This is a genomic window from Enterococcus sp. AZ079 (assembly GCF_050547255.1).
Lineage (GTDB): Bacteria > Bacillota > Bacilli > Lactobacillales > Enterococcaceae > Enterococcus_D > Enterococcus_D casseliflavus.
This window is the reverse complement of record NZ_CP172955.1, coordinates 2,771,437-2,788,395: the sequence shown is the minus strand read 5'-3', so window position 1 is coordinate 2,788,395 and position 16,959 is coordinate 2,771,437. Positions and strand designations below refer to the sequence as shown.

The 16,959-nt window shown below is 40.4% G+C and carries 13 protein-coding genes and 2 pseudogenes; 8 read left to right on the top strand and 7 right to left on the bottom strand.

The annotated features are described in order from the left end of the window. Window positions 1–242 precede the first annotated feature (242 nt). The 3 genes and pseudogenes from IGJ15_RS13270 (at window position 243) to IGJ15_RS13260 (ending at window position 2,540) form a co-directional block, all read left to right on the top strand. Window positions 243–1,551: pseudogene (locus tag IGJ15_RS13270) on the top strand (DUF3440 domain-containing protein). Between the two features lie 121 nt (window positions 1,552–1,672). Beyond that, complete coding sequence (locus tag IGJ15_RS13265; RefSeq protein WP_228074195.1) at window positions 1,673–2,080, top strand: hypothetical protein; 408 nt, start codon at window positions 1,673–1,675, stop codon at window positions 2,078–2,080. Beyond that, window positions 2,007–2,540, top strand: coding sequence for an IbrB-like domain-containing protein (locus IGJ15_RS13260; protein ID WP_010748813.1), 534 nt, complete (start codon window positions 2,007–2,009; stop codon window positions 2,538–2,540). The genes IGJ15_RS13265 and IGJ15_RS13260 overlap by 74 nt, the downstream gene beginning before the upstream one ends. A 51-nt stretch (window positions 2,541–2,591) precedes the next feature. On the opposite strand, the gene IGJ15_RS13255 is transcribed toward IGJ15_RS13260, so the two are convergent. From IGJ15_RS13255 to IGJ15_RS13240, 4 genes are all read right to left on the bottom strand, one after another. After that, window positions 2,592–2,744 carry a hypothetical protein gene (locus IGJ15_RS13255; RefSeq protein ID WP_010748814.1) on the bottom strand — a complete coding sequence of 51 codons (153 nt, stop codon included), beginning with the start codon at window positions 2,742–2,744 and terminating at the stop codon, window positions 2,592–2,594. Between the two features lie 490 nt (window positions 2,745–3,234). Next, a complete protein-coding gene (locus IGJ15_RS13250; RefSeq protein WP_306453154.1) occupies window positions 3,235–3,753 on the bottom strand; it encodes a LysR substrate-binding domain-containing protein in 519 nt (172 codons plus the stop codon). A 6-nt stretch (window positions 3,754–3,759) separates the two neighbouring features. Further along, complete coding sequence (locus tag IGJ15_RS13245; protein ID WP_010748816.1) at window positions 3,760–4,110, bottom strand: LysR family transcriptional regulator; 351 nt, start codon at window positions 4,108–4,110, stop codon at window positions 3,760–3,762. A 457-nt stretch (window positions 4,111–4,567) separates the two neighbouring features. Beyond that, window positions 4,568–6,073: a helix-turn-helix domain-containing protein gene (locus tag IGJ15_RS13240; protein WP_154694155.1), complete on the bottom strand. Its 1,506-nt coding sequence runs from the start codon at window positions 6,071–6,073 to the stop codon at window positions 4,568–4,570. A 267-nt stretch (window positions 6,074–6,340) separates the two neighbouring features. Here IGJ15_RS13240 and IGJ15_RS13235 point away from each other — a divergent pair, with 267 nt between their 5' ends. Further along, window positions 6,341–9,238 (top strand): bacterial Ig-like domain-containing protein, encoded by a 2,898-nt coding sequence (locus IGJ15_RS13235; protein ID WP_131501986.1) that lies wholly within the window; start codon window positions 6,341–6,343, stop codon window positions 9,236–9,238. A 169-nt stretch (window positions 9,239–9,407) separates the two neighbouring features. Here the strand turns inward: IGJ15_RS13235 and IGJ15_RS13230 are convergent. Next, a pseudogene (locus IGJ15_RS13230) lies at window positions 9,408–9,983 on the bottom strand (recombinase family protein). A 178-nt stretch (window positions 9,984–10,161) separates the two neighbouring features. Here IGJ15_RS13230 and IGJ15_RS13225 point away from each other — a divergent pair. Continuing rightward, window positions 10,162–11,652: a helix-turn-helix domain-containing protein gene (locus IGJ15_RS13225; RefSeq protein ID WP_231473577.1), complete on the top strand. Its 1,491-nt coding sequence runs from the start codon at window positions 10,162–10,164 to the stop codon at window positions 11,650–11,652. A gap of 196 nt (window positions 11,653–11,848) precedes the next feature. On the opposite strand, the gene IGJ15_RS13220 is transcribed toward IGJ15_RS13225, so the two are convergent. Next, on the bottom strand, window positions 11,849–12,052 hold the full coding sequence (locus IGJ15_RS13220) for a hypothetical protein (RefSeq protein ID WP_010748821.1): 204 nt from the start codon (window positions 12,050–12,052) through the stop codon (window positions 11,849–11,851). A gap of 881 nt (window positions 12,053–12,933) precedes the next feature. Between IGJ15_RS13220 and IGJ15_RS13215 the strand changes: the two genes are divergently transcribed. After that, a complete protein-coding gene (locus IGJ15_RS13215) occupies window positions 12,934–13,797 on the top strand; it encodes a hypothetical protein (RefSeq protein ID WP_430599149.1) in 864 nt (287 codons plus the stop codon). Here the strand turns inward: IGJ15_RS13215 and IGJ15_RS13210 are convergent. Beyond that, window positions 13,702–14,469, bottom strand: a complete 768-nt coding sequence (locus tag IGJ15_RS13210; protein ID WP_010748824.1) for a helix-turn-helix domain-containing protein — start codon at window positions 14,467–14,469, stop codon at window positions 13,702–13,704. The two genes, IGJ15_RS13215 and IGJ15_RS13210, sit on opposite strands and share 96 nt — an antisense overlap. A gap of 205 nt (window positions 14,470–14,674) precedes the next feature. Here IGJ15_RS13210 and IGJ15_RS13205 point away from each other — a divergent pair, with 205 nt between their 5' ends. Continuing rightward, window positions 14,675–15,475, top strand: a complete 801-nt coding sequence (locus IGJ15_RS13205) for a MurR/RpiR family transcriptional regulator (protein ID WP_010748825.1) — start codon at window positions 14,675–14,677, stop codon at window positions 15,473–15,475. A gap of 113 nt (window positions 15,476–15,588) precedes the next feature. Beyond that, complete coding sequence (locus IGJ15_RS13200; RefSeq protein ID WP_008378052.1) at window positions 15,589–16,959, top strand: glycoside hydrolase family 1 protein; 1,371 nt, start codon at window positions 15,589–15,591, stop codon at window positions 16,957–16,959.

The window sequence follows — 16,959 nt, the reverse complement described above, 5'->3', positions numbered from 1 at the left end:
CAAAAAAGAGCAGATGTATCAGTAGCAAGCAGTGATTATGAAGTTTAAAAAATTGATATCTCTGCTTTTTTAGCCTGTAGTTGACTCATTATCCGATACTGAGCGCGCGTATTTCAACATGTCGCTGTATGAAATAACAGGGAAATCTCCCTTAAGTCCTTGTAAGAAGCCAAGTGAAACTTTATACTAGAATGTAATACTTATTCAAAAAAAGGACAAATAAAATGAGGACATGAGCTTTTATGAAGAAATATTGTAAGGAAAATGTGCTAGAAGCGGCGATGACGCGTTTGGAATATATTTTTGATACCTTTCCCCATGTGTATTTCTCTTTCAGTGGCGGAAAAGATAGTGGTGCCATGATCCAATTGGCAGACCAAGTCGCACAGAACAAAAAGAAAACCTTTGATCTGCTGATTTTAGATATCGAGGCAAATTATGATGCTACGAGAACGTTCATGGAAAAAATCAAAGCGTTACCAAGTATCAATCAAACCTTCCACTTCTGTTTGCCCTTTTACGAGGACAACAATACCAGCGTCTTTCAGCCACAATGGCTGATGTGGGATGAACAAGAACGTGAGAAGTGGGTACAACTGATGCCCAAAGATGCGATTTCACTTGCTGATTTGGATGAATCATTGATGGAAATCTATCAGAGTGCAAATATGAACCCTGATAAGTTTTTACGAAACTTTGCTCATTGGTACGCAAGCTATCATCAGTTTGAGCCGGTTGCTTGTGGTGTGGGGATACGGACCCAGGAAAGTCTGTATCGGTATCGATCGATCACATCGCCAAAGTATAACTTTCGGAAGCAATGCTGGATCAAACGGCAAGTAGCAGATTCAATGGTCGTCAATTTTTACCCCATCTATGATTGGAAGACCGAAGATGTGTGGGGAGCCTATGCCCATTTTGACTGGCCAATCAATGGCTTTTATGAAAAGTTGTATGATCATGGCGTTCCGATCCATCAAATGCGGATCTGTCAGCCTTATGGCATGCAGCAACGAAAAGGCTTGTACCAATATGCTTTGGTGGAACCGGAAACGTGGGAACGCGTCGTAAATCGTGTGTCAGGAGCCAATTTTGGTCGCTTGTATGCCCAGACAGGATTGCTGGCGCATTACAATACGAGAAAGCCCAGTCATATGACTTGGCAAGAGTATGCGGTCTTTTTACTGGAATCAATTGGGACTTTATTCAAAGAAATTACAGGATCATTATTACCGCAAAATCACGATTTTGATTGATCATTATCGAGAAAAGCACGGGATCGAAGTGGAAGATATACCCGATGTGACCAAACGTAAGGACTGGCTGAAAAACGAAGTACTCTGGCATGACTGGAAAGGGATCGCTCGTGCGTTAGAAAAAAATGATTTTTCTTTGAGTACGCGACAATATAGTTTGACGAAAAAAGATGAGACGGAATTGTATGAGTTGGCGGTCGATTTTGGGGCGGCTTTGGGGATCGAGCATTTACCCAAGTATCAGTTAAAAAAATTGAATGCCAAATACGAGTATTTAACGAAAAAAATCACCTAACGATGGACGAGTGCGTCCTTAGAGAGGAAGGGTTTTGTGAACGAACGATTGGTTTTATTTTTTCCACCGTATAAGAAAAGCCAATTCTATCAATTGATGGGGGTTTTTTTTTGCGGAACGGGTGTATCAGCAGCAATTTCCGTACTTAGTCAATGATGAGAACTGCTACTGGTACGTGATTCTTGATGACGAAAAACGGGTGACTGCTTTTTCTTATTATGAAAAAGGCGCCAACAAAGTGGAGCTAGGGGAATTTTATGAAAAAGATCCAGCCGCTCAATTTAAAAAGTTTCTTTTACGGAAAATGCTGGTGGATATCAGCCGCAACTACCCAGAAGCAGAGATTCTCGCTTCTAGTAACCAGCCTAGTGAAATTGTACTTTTGGAGTCAAAAGGGTTTGCGGTTTATCGACAAACAAAAAATTATTCATTTCTAAAAAGGAGTGTAGTACCTCATGAGCGATATCGATTTTCCAATGTTAGCGGCGAAGCTGATCCCAGTCAGCAAGATTCACGCGAATACATATAATCCCAACACCGTGGCTGCTCCAGAAATGGATTTACTGGAACTGTCGATTCGAGAAGATGGCTTTACGCAGCCATTGGTTTGTTACCACGATAAGGAGCAGGATAAGTATATTTTGATCGATGGGTTTCATCGGTACATCGTAGCAAAAGATCGCTTGGAATTGCCAAGCGTTCCGGTCACGGTGATCGATAAGCCTTTTGAGAATCGCATCGCTTCAACGATTCGCCACAATCGAGCACGTGGTACCCATGGCATAGAGAAGATGGGAAATATCGTGCAGCAGTTGGTGGCTAATGATTGGTCGGATGAACGAATTGCCAAGGAATTGGGGATGGACCGCGAAGAGGTCTTTCGCTTTAAGCAGCGTTCAGGTTTAAAAAGTGCCTTTTCGAACCATGAATTCAGCAAGTCTTGGATTGAGTTTGAAAAAAGATATTACAAAGGCAAAAAAGAGACCTGAGAGGTTGAAAAAACTATTTAAAAAAGCTATCTATTACAAGATAGCGATTCGTTAATAATTCTTTTTAAATTTTGAATAGGTGTTTTTTACAACGATAACGATCAAATTGACCACCATCGACAAGCAAAGCGTCCCTAAGAGAATAGCTAGGATCACACCTAATGCGTCTCTTAGAAAGCTGAAGATTGCTTCAATGATAAACATGGCTTTTCCTCCTTTTCTCATCGTCTATTTTTTCTGACAATTGCAAAAACAGCTTCCTTGAGCAATAACTACCCAAAGACTTTGCCCTGCGGGGTACAAGACTCAGTTTCTTGAGAACTCGTCGCTTCAAAATTGAGTATACTTTATAAATAATGAAAAAACGTTTCTATTTTTTACAATCGGAGAAAAAATCGGAAATGTTAAGAATAACGACATCTTTTCTGATTTTTCTTCGATTTACATGAATAATCGTATCAGGTTGCATAAAAAAAGTAAAATGATAACAAAAAATCGAATCGAGAGAAAAGATACTATCTTGTAACTTTATAACCGTAAGCGAATTCAAAAACCTTGCTGCACCAAGTCTTTAAAACGTAAAGACTTGGTGCAGCTCTTTTGTTTCCCGCTGTGACGAGGTTTACAAAATGACTGACATTATTTTTCCGAAAAAAGCATAATTGCATAAAAATCAATGCGGATTAAAACCGTTTTATAACAAAGATAGTAAGCGTATTTTTAGCTCGATGACAAAATTTTTTGTGATGCTGGGAGAAAGCATCAGTGGATGTTTTGACAATAAGCCGATCGACATGTGGGGATCAGGCAAAGGAAGCGAGACGATTTTTACTCGAGCATGAGTTTGCTCAATGATGGAACGAGGGATCAGACTGCAGTATCCAGTTTGTTCGATCAAGTAAGGAATCGTACTGATATTGCTGACAGACTCCCAATGGATCGAAGGAACCTGATTGTCAAGATAGCATTCAATTTTTGTGCGAGCTGGACAATCAGACTTGGAACGATAGAGATGGCTCCCTTCAAGGTCGGCTAGCATATTGATGATTAATGGGTTTGAGATTGCGGTAATGCAGCAAAGCTCTTCTTGAAACAATTCCTCGTAAGTAAAATGTTTCTCGTGAGGAAGTGAGCATAAGACGAAATCAATTCGGTTTTCATTTAGTGCATTGGCTAATTCTAGTGTTGATCCCACGACGATCTCGAAGTTTATTTTTGGTTAGTGCTGCGAAAAATCGTGAAGCAGTGCAGGCAAAACCAAAATGTCATAGGGTTGAAGGATGCCCATCCGCAACGAATACTCGACCGTATGGGAAGCATTGATCAACTGTTCTTTGACCCGCTCCCAGTGGGCAATCAGTTCGGGTACTTCCTGTTTCAACAATTCGCCTTCCAAGGTCAATACATTGCTTTTTCCTTCCAAAAATAACGCTACTTCTAATTCGTCTTCTAACTTTTTGATATGGTTCGTAACGGTCGACTGGGCATAGTTTAGTTTGGCGGCAGCTCTAGTAAACGTACCTTCCTCGACGATTGTTTTGAAGGATTGCAGCTCCTTGATAAAATCCACGTTTGTTCCCCTCTCTTTTTACCTATTATACAAAAAAGGAGCGGGGAGAAAATTTCTTTTTTTTCTAGTAAATAAAAAAAATAGATACAAAAGTTATTTAAAACATGCAGTCTGTTATGACCGTATGTTTCTTTGCTTTTAAAATAACACTTCTCACAGTTGGGGCTAAGAATAGCAGCTAAAATTTCTTTCATTAAAAATTCACGAATCAGGCAACTTTTCAGGGATTACGAACAGCACATAAAAACAAGACAGGGGCTTTCTCCGCTGCGCTTGAATGGAAAAGCGTTTATTAGGAGAGGAATCTTGCAAAAAAGGTCTGATTTTTTTCTGATGTGAAAAAAATAGACACGCTAAGAGAAAAGAAAAATGGATACTTAGGAAAGGGTCAAAATAGCAAACCGCGCAATGAAAAACTGGCGGCGCTTCCTTCAAGAAGGCCGTCAGTTTCCTTAGGTCAACGAATCGGTGTGATTCTTGGCTGAATCAGCTGTTCAATCGTTTTGTGGATGATCGTCCAGTCCGAAAGGGTGGGGACATTTGAAATGCGTAGTTGCTGAAATTTGGAGTTGCTTTTCAGATGCAAGTCAAAATTGCTAACGATCAAATCTATTTCCCGATGGATCAATTCTTGTTCATCAGGAGCCACTTCAAAAAAGTAACTGATTTCTGTATGGTCGTTTTTAAATAATTCCGTTGATGCAGCTAAGAAAGCATCTAGACCAGCACCGCCTTGAAAAGCAAAGGCTACTTTGAGGTGTTTTTTCAGCTGGGGATTAGGCGCTAACTCGCTTAACAAAGTCAATGTGACTGCGATATGTTCCAAGTGAGTAAAGGAAAAGAAGCGGCTTTGATCGTTGAAAGGTTTCAACCACTCATTCCAAGAAAGGTAATCCGTCTTGAATGTCGTTTCAACAAAGGCTTTGATCTGCGGATCAGCAAACTCATAATTGGCAGAAATCATCGTCAGCAGGCGAAGATTTACGAGATAAGCGATGATCTTGTGGGCAGCTGCAGGTGGAATAGCGACGCCAGATTTCTCTAAAAAGGCAGCCGCTTCTGCAATAATTTCTGGTCTTTCTGTATGGTGAAAAATGTAATCCGAATCGCTTTCGCCGTTGATGTCCATCGTACTATAGGAAAGACAGTGAAGCGCATTGACAAAGATCCAAAGCAGCTCTTGTTGCGGCAAGTGGATGATTCGGTATTTTTTCAAGTAATGTTCGTTTAATATTTCTGAAAAAATAGCGAAGCGCTCTTTTTCCAATAGATTGCGTTCTAAAGACGGCGGCAAGGTCAAAAAGTAAGAGTGGCGCCACCTGCGCTTGGCGATACTTAGCCACAGAGCCAGTCTGTAATGGCTGTAATGCAAATCTTTTTTGTTGGCTTCCTTGGCTTTTTGGACCAGCAGACGGGCATCCGCTGGACTATCCTTATCTAAAATCGTGCTATCGCCATAAGCAGAAAAAAAGACGAACAGACAAAATCGGATGTCCTCTTCGGTACCAATAAAGTCAAGATGATTCGTGGCAATAGTTACAGAATAGGTTTGCAACGACTTGTTCATGTAGCTGATCGTCCGTAAAAGATGACTGCGAGAATAACCGAATTCAATCGTTGCTCGGTGAATAGAGTATTTTTTATTATCAATAATACTCGTCATGATTTTAAACTCCAGCGTTTCCATCCCCAGGTATTGGATGGCAGAATTGATGGAAGCGTTCGGCGGATAAGCGATCGAGACGATGTTCGTTTCTGAGAGTGTGATCTTGACCAGGTCTTTTGGCAAACTGTCACTTAAAATACTCAGCTCTTTGGTAACTGTAGGCAAAGATAGTCCTAATAATGTTGCTAATTCTTGTGGATGATACCCTGTCGGTGCAGCATTTAGTACTTGCAAGATTTTTACTTGTCGAGAAAATGCTTTGTCCCGATGCAAGTTGATAGATAAATTTTCTAACATTGAAGTCACCACCTATCCATTGAAATTACGCTCGTTTTAAGTAAATTATATAATACTCTGCGCCAATCAAGAAGTCTTATCCCTTGAAAATTGGCGGATTTCATGTTAATGGTGCGCCGCATGTTTCATCGAGTGTGAAGCAGTCATTGAAAACAGTTTTTTTAGAAAAAACAACCTTGCTAGTTGCAGACCTAAAACGCTTGGATTGATTGGTACAAAGATAAGTGTGAATAACGTTGGGGAAAAGAAAAAGGAGAAAAAATGAAAATGAAAAAACGCGTAGTTATAATTAAGAGCGCTTTAGTAGGGATGCTGATTTTAGGGACAACCTTTCCAAGCACATGGCCGATCGCTCAGGCAACAGAAACACAACAAACAGAGCAGCAAACACCATCCATAGACTCATCGGTTCCCTTGCTGGCAGATTCAACAGGAAGCATGGACTCAGGAGAAAAGACAGATTCCCAAGAAGGAAATGCTGACGTCGTATCTTCCGAAACAACCGCAAGTGAAGTGGTGACCACCCCTTCAAACCCAGAAACAAATCAATCTAACGCATCTGATACTGCAGAAAAAACTCAAATTTCAGTTACTGCCCCATCTGCTGAAACCATTGTAGAATCTACGGATAGTCAACCTTTCGCTGCAGAATCAACGAAGAGTATCGAGAGTTTCAACTACGATCTGACTGTAGAATATGATCCGATCAAGTATAAAGCACTGGTTTTGGATTTGCCAATCCCGGAAAAATACGCACACCAAACACTATACCAAGACCCGCAGCTGACAGAAGATTTTTATGTCTACAAAACGGATAAGGTATACATGCTGGTGGGGCTATGGTATACAAGTGAAGTGACTGGTACCAATCAATTAAATATATCTTGGACAAGCTTCACAGGTTTTACGATCAACTATTACGGTTTAACAGCGGTTTTAGAATATACCGACGTTAACGGAAACCTTTTGTTCACGGCGACATATAATGTTCGCTTTACGAATAGCCATTTGACGGTTAAATATGTGGATGAATCAGGGATGGAAATCTATCCTTCTCAAACCATCCATAATAGCACCAATGAACCCTATAATGTCTCTACAAGTGCGTTTATTCCAGAAATTCCAGGGTACGTTCTTGATACCAATCAACTACCGACGAATGCAAAAGGGAATTTTCCTCGAGGCGAAGCGACAGTGACCTACGTCTATCAAAAAGCACCAACGGATTTCACAGCGCTATCCGTGAAAGATACCACGATTTATGAACAGGATACATGGTCAGCGGCGGATAATTTTGAACAAGCAGTCTCAAAAGAAGGAAAAATACTGACTTACGAGGAATTCCTCGCTGAGGGCGGCAGTGTGTCTGGGCAAGTCGATACTAGTCAAGCGGGTACTTATACAATCAGCTACCACTTAAACAATGTAAGCAAAGAAGCAACGGTCCTCGTCAAACCTCGATTCACTGCGATTACTGTTCACGATTCTTCGTTGTACGTCGGCGAAAATTGGTCCCCAGAAGATAACTTCGACCAAGCCGTCGATCGGGACAACCATCCAGTTGCTTTTGCCGATGTGAGCGTTGACGGAAGCGTGGATACCAAGAAAGCGGGGACCTATGAGGTAGTGTATCGTTATGATGGGATAGAAAGCAAAGCCATTATCACCGTCAAAGCCGATCAAACCAACGTGACTGCCCATGATAGCGAGTTGTACACAGGGGAAAACTGGACAGCCAGAGACAACTTCGATAGTGCAACGGATCGGGATGGTAAACCTGTTGAATTTGGGGATATCACTGTTACAGGCAAAGCAGATACAACAAAAGCTGGCGAATATGTGGTTATTTACAGCTATAACGGAATAGAAAGCAAAGCCCTTGTTACCGTCAAGGCGGATCAAACGACAGTCAAAGTCCACAATAGCGAGTTGTATACAGGAGAAAACTGGACAGCCAAGGACAACTTCGATAGCGCAACGGATCGAGATGGTAAACCTGTTGCTTTTGAGGATATCACTGTTACAGGGACTGTCGATACAACGCAAGCAGGCAAGTACGAGGTCACTTACAGCTATCACGGTGTAGAAAGCAAAGCCATTATCACCGTCAAAGCCGATCAAACGACAGTTAAAGTTCACGATAGCGAGTTGTACACAGGGGAACACTGGGAAGCCAAGGACAACTTCGATAGTGCAACAGATAGAGACGGTTCATCTGTTGATTTTGGGGATATCACTGTCACGGGGACTGTCGATACAACGCAAGCAGGCAAGTATGAAGTCATTTACGGCTATCATGGCGTAGAAAGCAAAGCCATTATCACCGTCAAAGCCGATCAAACGACAGTTAAAGTTCACGATAGCGAGTTGTACACAGGGGAACACTGGGAAGCCAAGGACAACTTCGACAGCGCAACGGATCGGGATGGTAAACCTGTTGATTTTGGGGATATCACTGTTACAGGCAAAGCAGATACAACAAAAGCTGGCGAATACGTGGTCATTTACAGCTATCACGGTTTAAAAAGCAAAGCCACTATCACCGTAAAAGCGGATCAAACGTCCCTGAAAGTTCACGATTCAACGATCAAGCAAGGCGATGAATGGCTACCAGAAACAAACATTGATTCTGCCATCGATCGTGATGGCAAAGAAGTAGCCTTTTCAGAAGTAGAAGTCAACGGCACAGTGAACAACAACATAGTCGGTCAGTACACGGTCTCCTACCATTACGGAGCAGTGATTGCCTATGCCGTGATTACTGTACAAGCAAAAGTCAGCGAAGCGCCTAACGAAACACCTGAAGAAACGCCAACAGAAGTACCAGAAGAAAATCGTCCGGAAAGTGAGTCGCCTGTGACTGAAATCCCTGAAACTGAAGCGTCTGATCCAATAATAGAAGAACCGATCAAGACACGTCCTGAGACAGAGACGTCAGAAACAAACGATCAAGAGAGAAACGGAAAACGACCATCAGAACAATCAGACAAACCCTCAGCAACGGAACAGAAAGCACGGATCAAAGCAAGCAAACAATCCACTGCTAAGCAACTGCCAAAAACAGGAGAAACAAGCAGTGTCTTGCTAAGTGTGACAGGTATCTTATTCTTAATCGGCGGACTGGTGTTCTTGTTCCGTAAGAAATCATGGAGAAAACAACAATAGGATCAACAGAAGAGCTAGCAGAATAAAACATACAGGACGAACAAGCTGGATGAATCGCTTATAAGAGAGAAAAAAATCGATCTTTAAGCCATCACAAACATCAGCAATGTTCGTCCTGTTTTTTATATAGTGAGCAGCCGAAAGTACGAAGTTCAACCAGCACGTGTATTTATGAAATGACCTCATCCTTCTCCAGACTAAGATAGCGATAAAAAGTCGAGCGCTTTAAGCCTGTTTGGGCTCAGATATCCACAACGGCTTTTCCTTCCTTTTGATAAAGGTGCAATGCGTGTTGGATCAGTGCGGGATCGATTCGTGGACGACCGCCAATATTTCCTCTAGCACGCGCGGATTCTAAGCCTTCTTTGGTCCTCTCAACGATGATGTCTCGTTCGAATTGGCTAAAGGCTTGGAAAACAGTCATCATTAATTTTCCTTGAGGGGTTTGTGTATCAAAATTTTCTTTGATACTGATGACTTTTACCCCTTTCTTTTCAAAAAAGTAGACGAGATCAATCAGGTCTTTGGTACTTCTTCCTAGCCGCGAGAAACTTTCAATAATGATTTTATCGTTTTCTTTCACTCGTTTTTTTAGTTTATTTAATTCAGGACGATTTGCGCGTACACCACTGATCTTTTCAGTATAAATTTTGTTGCATTCATACCGGTCAAGTAAATCCAATTGACGAGAGAGATCCTGTTGTCTTGTGGATACACGGGCGTATCCATAAACCATATTTGTCATACAAATTCCTCCAGTTGCACAAAAAGAGTCTACATAGAGAATACCTTGTTTGTTCACTTAAGTACATATTCTAACACCAACTTAAGTAAATTTGGGAAATAGGAAGGTTTTTTATAGACGCAAATATTGTACTATAGAAAAGAAACCAGTCGGTGAAGGAGAAACACGGAGGGCAAAAATGAGAGAATTGCAGTTAAATTTTATACTAAACAAAACGACCGTTCGATGGCTTCAAATGTTAAATACCTTTGAGCGAGAACGGACTTGTTCCATCGCAAGTTTAGCCAACAAGCTTGATGTGACCCAACGGACGATCAGCTCTGACATCAAGGAATTGAAAACCTATCTGCAGGAGGCAGCGGAATTTACTCTTGAAGCCAATGGCTATCATTTTAGGGAAACTGATCCGAAAAGATACTTGTCTCAAAAAAAGGAGCTTGTTGCAGAAGAAGGCATGTATCAAATCGTGGAAGCCATTTTCCACGGGGAATTCTGTTCGGTTGAAGAGTGGGCGCAGCGCTTATATGTATCAGAAAGTACGATGCGTCGTTATTTGAATACCGCTTCTGCGACGTTACGAAAGTATCATTTAGAGTGGATCTTGCAACCGGTGAATTTGAGTGGATCAGAAGCCAATATTCGCAAGTTTTTTAAAGATTTTTATTATGAATCAGATGTCACGCCGCATACGCTCTTGCCCCCCAAAGAACTGATCGCGTTAGTCAGTGATGCCTTCTCAAAAATTCCCACAGCGCTGGTGAATACAGGCGTTTCTCCGAGTGATTTTTATTATAGTTTGTATATTACGATCAAGCGCTATCAACTGGGAAAGACTGTTCAGATTCCTCGATCGTTGGCAGCAATCGTCGAAACGCATGAGGCGTTTGCGATAATGAAGAACTTAGCGCCTAAAATCGAAGCGCTATACCGAGTAAGACTACCGCAACAAGAAATGATGTGGCTTTATTTAGTGACCGTGATGAAACGAACTTTGACCGAGCCTGAAAAAGAGCAGCAATTCGTTGCAGCGTTTGGGCTGTATCCTGAACTCGAAGAACTGAGTCAGCGCTTCGTGCAAGAATGGGGCATTTCCTTTCAAGAGCCTCAACAGGTCCAGACGATGATCCACGCCTTTTTCCTGTCAAAGAAAATCAATGAGCAGCTGGCGCCCGTTTTAAATCACTTGCTAACAGAAGTAAAAACTGAAGCGCAAAAGCATGGTTCTGCTGCTTATCAAAAAAATCTGGCATTTATGAAGCAGCACCAAGCGATTCTAGGGGTCAAACAGGAGTATCTGTCAGATGTTTGTGCGGCACTGACCCTTTACAGTGAAGCAATCAGGGAGCTTTATGCTCAAAAAGTCAAACGGATCGCGTTGATAATAGAAGGTGATCTCTATGCCTGTCACACGATTCGTGCGCGCTTCTTGCGTTATGTCGGCAATGATCATCGGGTATTTTTTCCAAAAATCAATGAATTGACGAGCGATTATTTGAAGGAAAACGCCATTGATCTTGTGGTCACGAATTATAGTGAATATTTATCAGAGTTCATCTTATCGACTGATTCTCTTTTACTCAAAGCAATCCCCGATCATCAAGATTGGCTAAGAGTGATTGAAAAAATCGATCCTCAGTTAGGGCAAGCGTTAAGCGTTCCCACAGCCTAATCCACGTGTTGCAACACAGCATGACGAGGACATGGGTGGATAGATCAAAGAGAAAAGCCGCAACCGTTACGATCGACGGGTGCGGCTTTTATTCGTTTGTCTAATAAAAAAGGGAGTTATCTGAAAATATGCCCACTATTCCTGAATACCAAAAGATTGGGTTATTTTGGTGAAAGAACAGCCTACGCGAAAATAATTAGTTGGCATTTACTAGTTTATCAAAAATCGCTTCAAAGGTTTTGAACGTATCACTGTCTAACTGACACAGCCATAAAAGGTAGCTTTTTTCTTTGAATGTCAATTCGATTGAAGGGTAAGAGGCAATCAAGGCTTGGTATTTCTCTCGTTGTTCACTGGTAGCTAATAACCAGCGCTTCTCAAAAATCTTTTTCTCTTCCATTTTTTATCTATCCCCCATAAAGAAACGTTGCCTGAAACTTCACTAACGGGCAACGTAAATCTAATGATATGCAGATCTACGTTTAGTATACCAAAGAAAAATGAATTTTTTTAGAAGATGTGTAAAATTACATATAATTTCTTTTATTTTGCTTTTTTCTGACATTTTTTATAGAAAAGAAGCATTCTGTTGAAGATAACTGTTGATAAAAATGTTTCAGACAATGCTAAGAATGAGTAGGCAAAAACAATGTATCCATCGTATTGAGTCAAGTGGTTACAGGTAATAACAAAAATGGACGATCCTTTTTAAATCATAAGGAATCGTCTTTTTTTATAACGCTTTTTTTTTGCACAAACTTTCAAAATGCCTTATTTGAAAAGAAAATGAAAATCAATTTATTCACACAGGTTTGCAAATCTTGATTTATTGCTCGATGAGCAACCGTGTTAAATTTAACCTCGATTAAAACAATAAAATTTCGTCAAAAAAACATCTTTTTTTAGAGCTCATCTATGATATTTAGTGAGTTTCTATCGAATAGGTTGTTCCAATAAGGTCTAAGACAGATTTTTTTTAAGGGAGTAAGAAAGGACGCGTGATAAAAGTGAAATGAATCTTTAACGTACGAAAGAATAGAGAAGCAGGGGTGACTTATGAATAACTAATTTAGTGATGAAGTCACAGGTTTGTTAATGATCAGTCATCGGACAATGTTCTCCATTCTAGCAGCGGTGATTGGCTCAGAAGAAAATGCGAAGTCATTCTATGACAAACTACCTGATGAGGAAGGATGAATTCGTACAAGCATCATTAACCGGAGAACATGAAGAAATACAACGATAGAAAGATATATAGGTTGAGTTGGAAGGGAAAATAAAATGAAAAACAATTTTAAATTGAAAGCAACAGGTTTATTACTCGTTTGCCAAATGACTTTATCATCATTACTAGTGGTAGCGATGGCACAAGAGCACGAGGATTTGGAAGAAAATTATAACATAGAAAAACTAGTGGATGGGTTAGAAGAGAAGCAGCCAGAGGCAGCAAAACAAGCTGAAAATGAACCAGTCGATCCACAAGAACAACATTTAGCACCAGATGATACCCAAAAGTCAGAAGCTAGGGATATGACGGACACAAACGCATTATCTGAACAAGTACTACAGATGAATACTCAAGGAAGCCCCATCTATTCTTTGAAGGGTCTTAACAAAAGAGAAACACTCAATACAACTGGAAGTAGTGCTTATATTTTTAATGTATGGATAGAGGAAGATGCGAATGGGTTACCTGTATTCAATCATGATATCAGTAAGCATTTCATAAATTATGGCGCGAGGGTTACATTTAGCAATGGACAGTCGGCTCAGACATTTAAAAATGCTGCGACAGGCTCCCATATGATTTGGCAAGTAAATTTAAATGACCAATTGAGACCGAGACGTGGTGATACTTATACGATCAGAGAACTTAATCCATCAGGTAATCCGATCCATGCGGCAGCTACCGGCGTCTTGATGGAAGATCGCTATTATGAAGATGATCGCCAATTCGGGCAAAGTGTCTATGATCTTTTTGTAGGGGATACTTTTGAGCAACTACAAGAAGGTGTAGCACAGCAAACAATTGCATCAACAAGAAGTAACTTAGAGGAACAAATGTTTCCTAGTGAAGAGAAGCAAAGATTGATTGAGGGGCTGGATTTCTTGGAAGAGTTCATCTGCCAAGACGATCTTTTTTAATTGTTCGGAGACAACGACAGTTTCTCCTGCTTGATGACGCTCAAGGATAATATACAACCAATAACTGATATACCAAAATGAAGCTGTATTATTGGTTTTGCCGCGTATATTGCGAAAAAAATCTAAGACGATATTTTGCACAGCAATGGTTGGACGTACCGTATGAGGCGTAGCATCCGACTCATAATAAAAGGCATGGAAAAATTTGCGAATATCCGCTTCTGATCCGATCAGACGGAAATTCTTATGATCAACAGATAACTGAAAGGGCTTCAGGGCTTTTTCAAAAAGTGTCAAATAGCGTAAAAGGGAACTCTCAGAAAGATAAAAATAGTCTGCCCATTCGGAAACTGTCCGATATTCTCCCTTAAACAGATGCTCAAGAATAACGAATAACGGTTCATTCTGAAGGAGCGCTCGTTTTCGTTCCAGATATTCTTTCGGTAGTAATTCATGAAGAGAATAGCCATTCGACGTGGATTCGATCATTAGCGTACTTCCAAAGTAGTTCCGTAGCCCCTCCATATCATAAATGATCGTGCGCCGCGAACTCTGGACAGCTTTTGACAACTCACGATTCGAAAGGGTCTTATGCCGTTCCAAAAGATTCAATAGTTTCAACCAACGATTGGTGGTCGTAGAAGTAATAAACGTCATCTGAAAATTTTTCATTCGTAACACTCCCATACGGTCTGTTTGATGGATCATCGCTCACGTCTGATTATGGAATATGGATACGGGCAAGGCAAGGGAAAGGTTTTTAGATTTAAATTATCGAAATGGGCGCAGAGTATAAGGAGAATTTCACCAATTCAACTTTGCTTTCCCTAGCTTTCATTGTATATTTAGGTGAAAGCGTATTTAGGAGGTAGCACGAATGGAAAATAAAGGAACCTCAGTCAGAAGTCTTTTGTTGCGCTATTTAAATAATCAGAAAAAACAAGACAATAATTACTTTATTGCACAGGCGATTCTAAGAAGTTTTTCGAAAATCCCTAAGATGACCATTTATGAACTCGCAGAAGAATGCTTTGTGTCGACTGCAGCGATTTCGCGATTCATTCGAATTTTGGCTTTTTCATCTTATACGGAATTCAAACAAGCGGTTGAAAAAGAGATCGATATCGTCAGCGATTATTCCAAAAAAGTGATCCAGCCCGTGGAACAAAGGGAGAAATTTCTGGACGAATTCACCTCAAATCTTTTGATCAATTTGAGGTACGCCAAAGAACATCTCTCGATTTCAGAACTTGAAACAGTGGTCTCTGCGATCTATGAAACAGAAAACGTTGCTGTGTTTGGCTTAGAATTTGCTGCTTTTATGGGACAGCATTTGCAAAGCAAATTAGCAAGCATGGATAAAATTATTCGGATTGGTTTTACAGTGGAAGAGCAATTAAAAATTGTGGAAGAAAGCTCGCCAGATAGCTTGGTTTTGATTTTTTCGATGGAGGGTGGTTTCTTTTACTTTAGTGAAAAAGTGATTGCAGCATTGAAGAAAAAGGGAATCAAAATTATCGTCTTTACGTTTAAGCATTCTCCAATCATTGAGCGAAGTGCAGACCAAATTATCCTCTGTGGAGAGATCAACGAAAACACCGAAGGACGGATTGCTATTCTATACACGATGGAGTTACTGATTTATATGTATATGAAAAAGTTCTATTTGCCTCAATAGTTTCATATTTTGAAACAAGACCTTTGGATTTGAAACCAGAGGTCTTGTTTTGTTGTCGTTAGAATTAATTCTGAATGGTATCGTTTTCTTATAAGGGAAAGGTGGAAGGAACAATGGTTAAAAAAGATTTTTATTGGGGGGCATCAACCTCAGCATTTCAAGTAGAAGGAGGCTTTGGTGAAGGTGGAAAAGGGATTGCAACAACAGATGTGCGTCACGTACCGGAGGGAATTGCAGATTCGAAGATCGCGTCCGATCACTATCATCATCTAAGCGAAGACATTGAATTAATGGCAGACTTAGGGATCGATCTCTATCGTTTTTCGTTCAATTGGACACGTGTCATGGGTGATGGTGATCAGCCGAATCAAGAAGGCATCGATTTTTATAATCGTTTGATTGATGGGTGTCTTGAAAAAGGAATCACACCTTTTCCTACCCTCTATCATTTTGAAATGCCGCAAGCATTGGTAACCAAATTTGGCGGATGGAAATCAAGAAAATGTATTGATTACTTTGTTGCTTATGCAAAAGTTTGCTTTCAGCATTTCGGTGATCGAGTCAAGTTGTGGGGAACGATCAACGAGCAATTGATCGTCACAGCAGCTTCTGATTTAAATGGCAATCACGAAACGGATGCAGATGAAAAAATGAAGCAGATGTATCAAATGAGTTACAATATGTCGCTAGCTGAGAAAAAGACAATTCAAGTTTTTCGAAAAATCGTAAGAGATGGGAAAATTGGACCGGTGTGCTCTATGCAAGTTGTTTATCCTGAAACACCTTCGCCAAGGAACATCTTAGCAGCTAAGAACGCCGAAGACTTTTTACAAAATTGTTTTCTCGACATGTCAGTATTCGGCGAGTACCCGAAAAGCTACTGCAATTATTTGAATGAGAAAGGTTGGTATCCAGAAACGGAACCAGCTGATCAAGAAATTTTGAAGAAGAATAAACCAGATCTTATAGGGATAAACTATTACTGTAGTACCTGTATACGTGCCGTTGAACCGGGAGAAGATACAAGCAAACTACCACCATTTTATCGAAATGAGCGATTTACCTTAGGGAACAATCCTTATTTAACGAAGACGAAATGGATGGAATTTGGTATTGACCCTGAAGGATTATATATAGGTATGCGGTCGATTTATGAAAAATACCATTTACCAATGATGGTGACTGAAAACGGTTTAGCGTATTCTGATCGTATTGAAGATGGGCAAATTCACGATGTCTATCGTATTGATTACTTAGAACAGCATATTAAGCAATGTGAGCGTTTTATGGAGGAAGGATATCCTTTATTGGGTTATAGTCCTTGGTCACTACTTGATCTGGTTAGTTCACACCAAGGGTTTAAAAAGCGATATGGTTTGATTTTTGTTGATCGCACAGATGAAGATCCAAAAGAATGTCGACGAATTCCCAAAGACAGTTACTATTGGTACCAAAATAAAATAAAAAACACTAAAAAGGGGTAA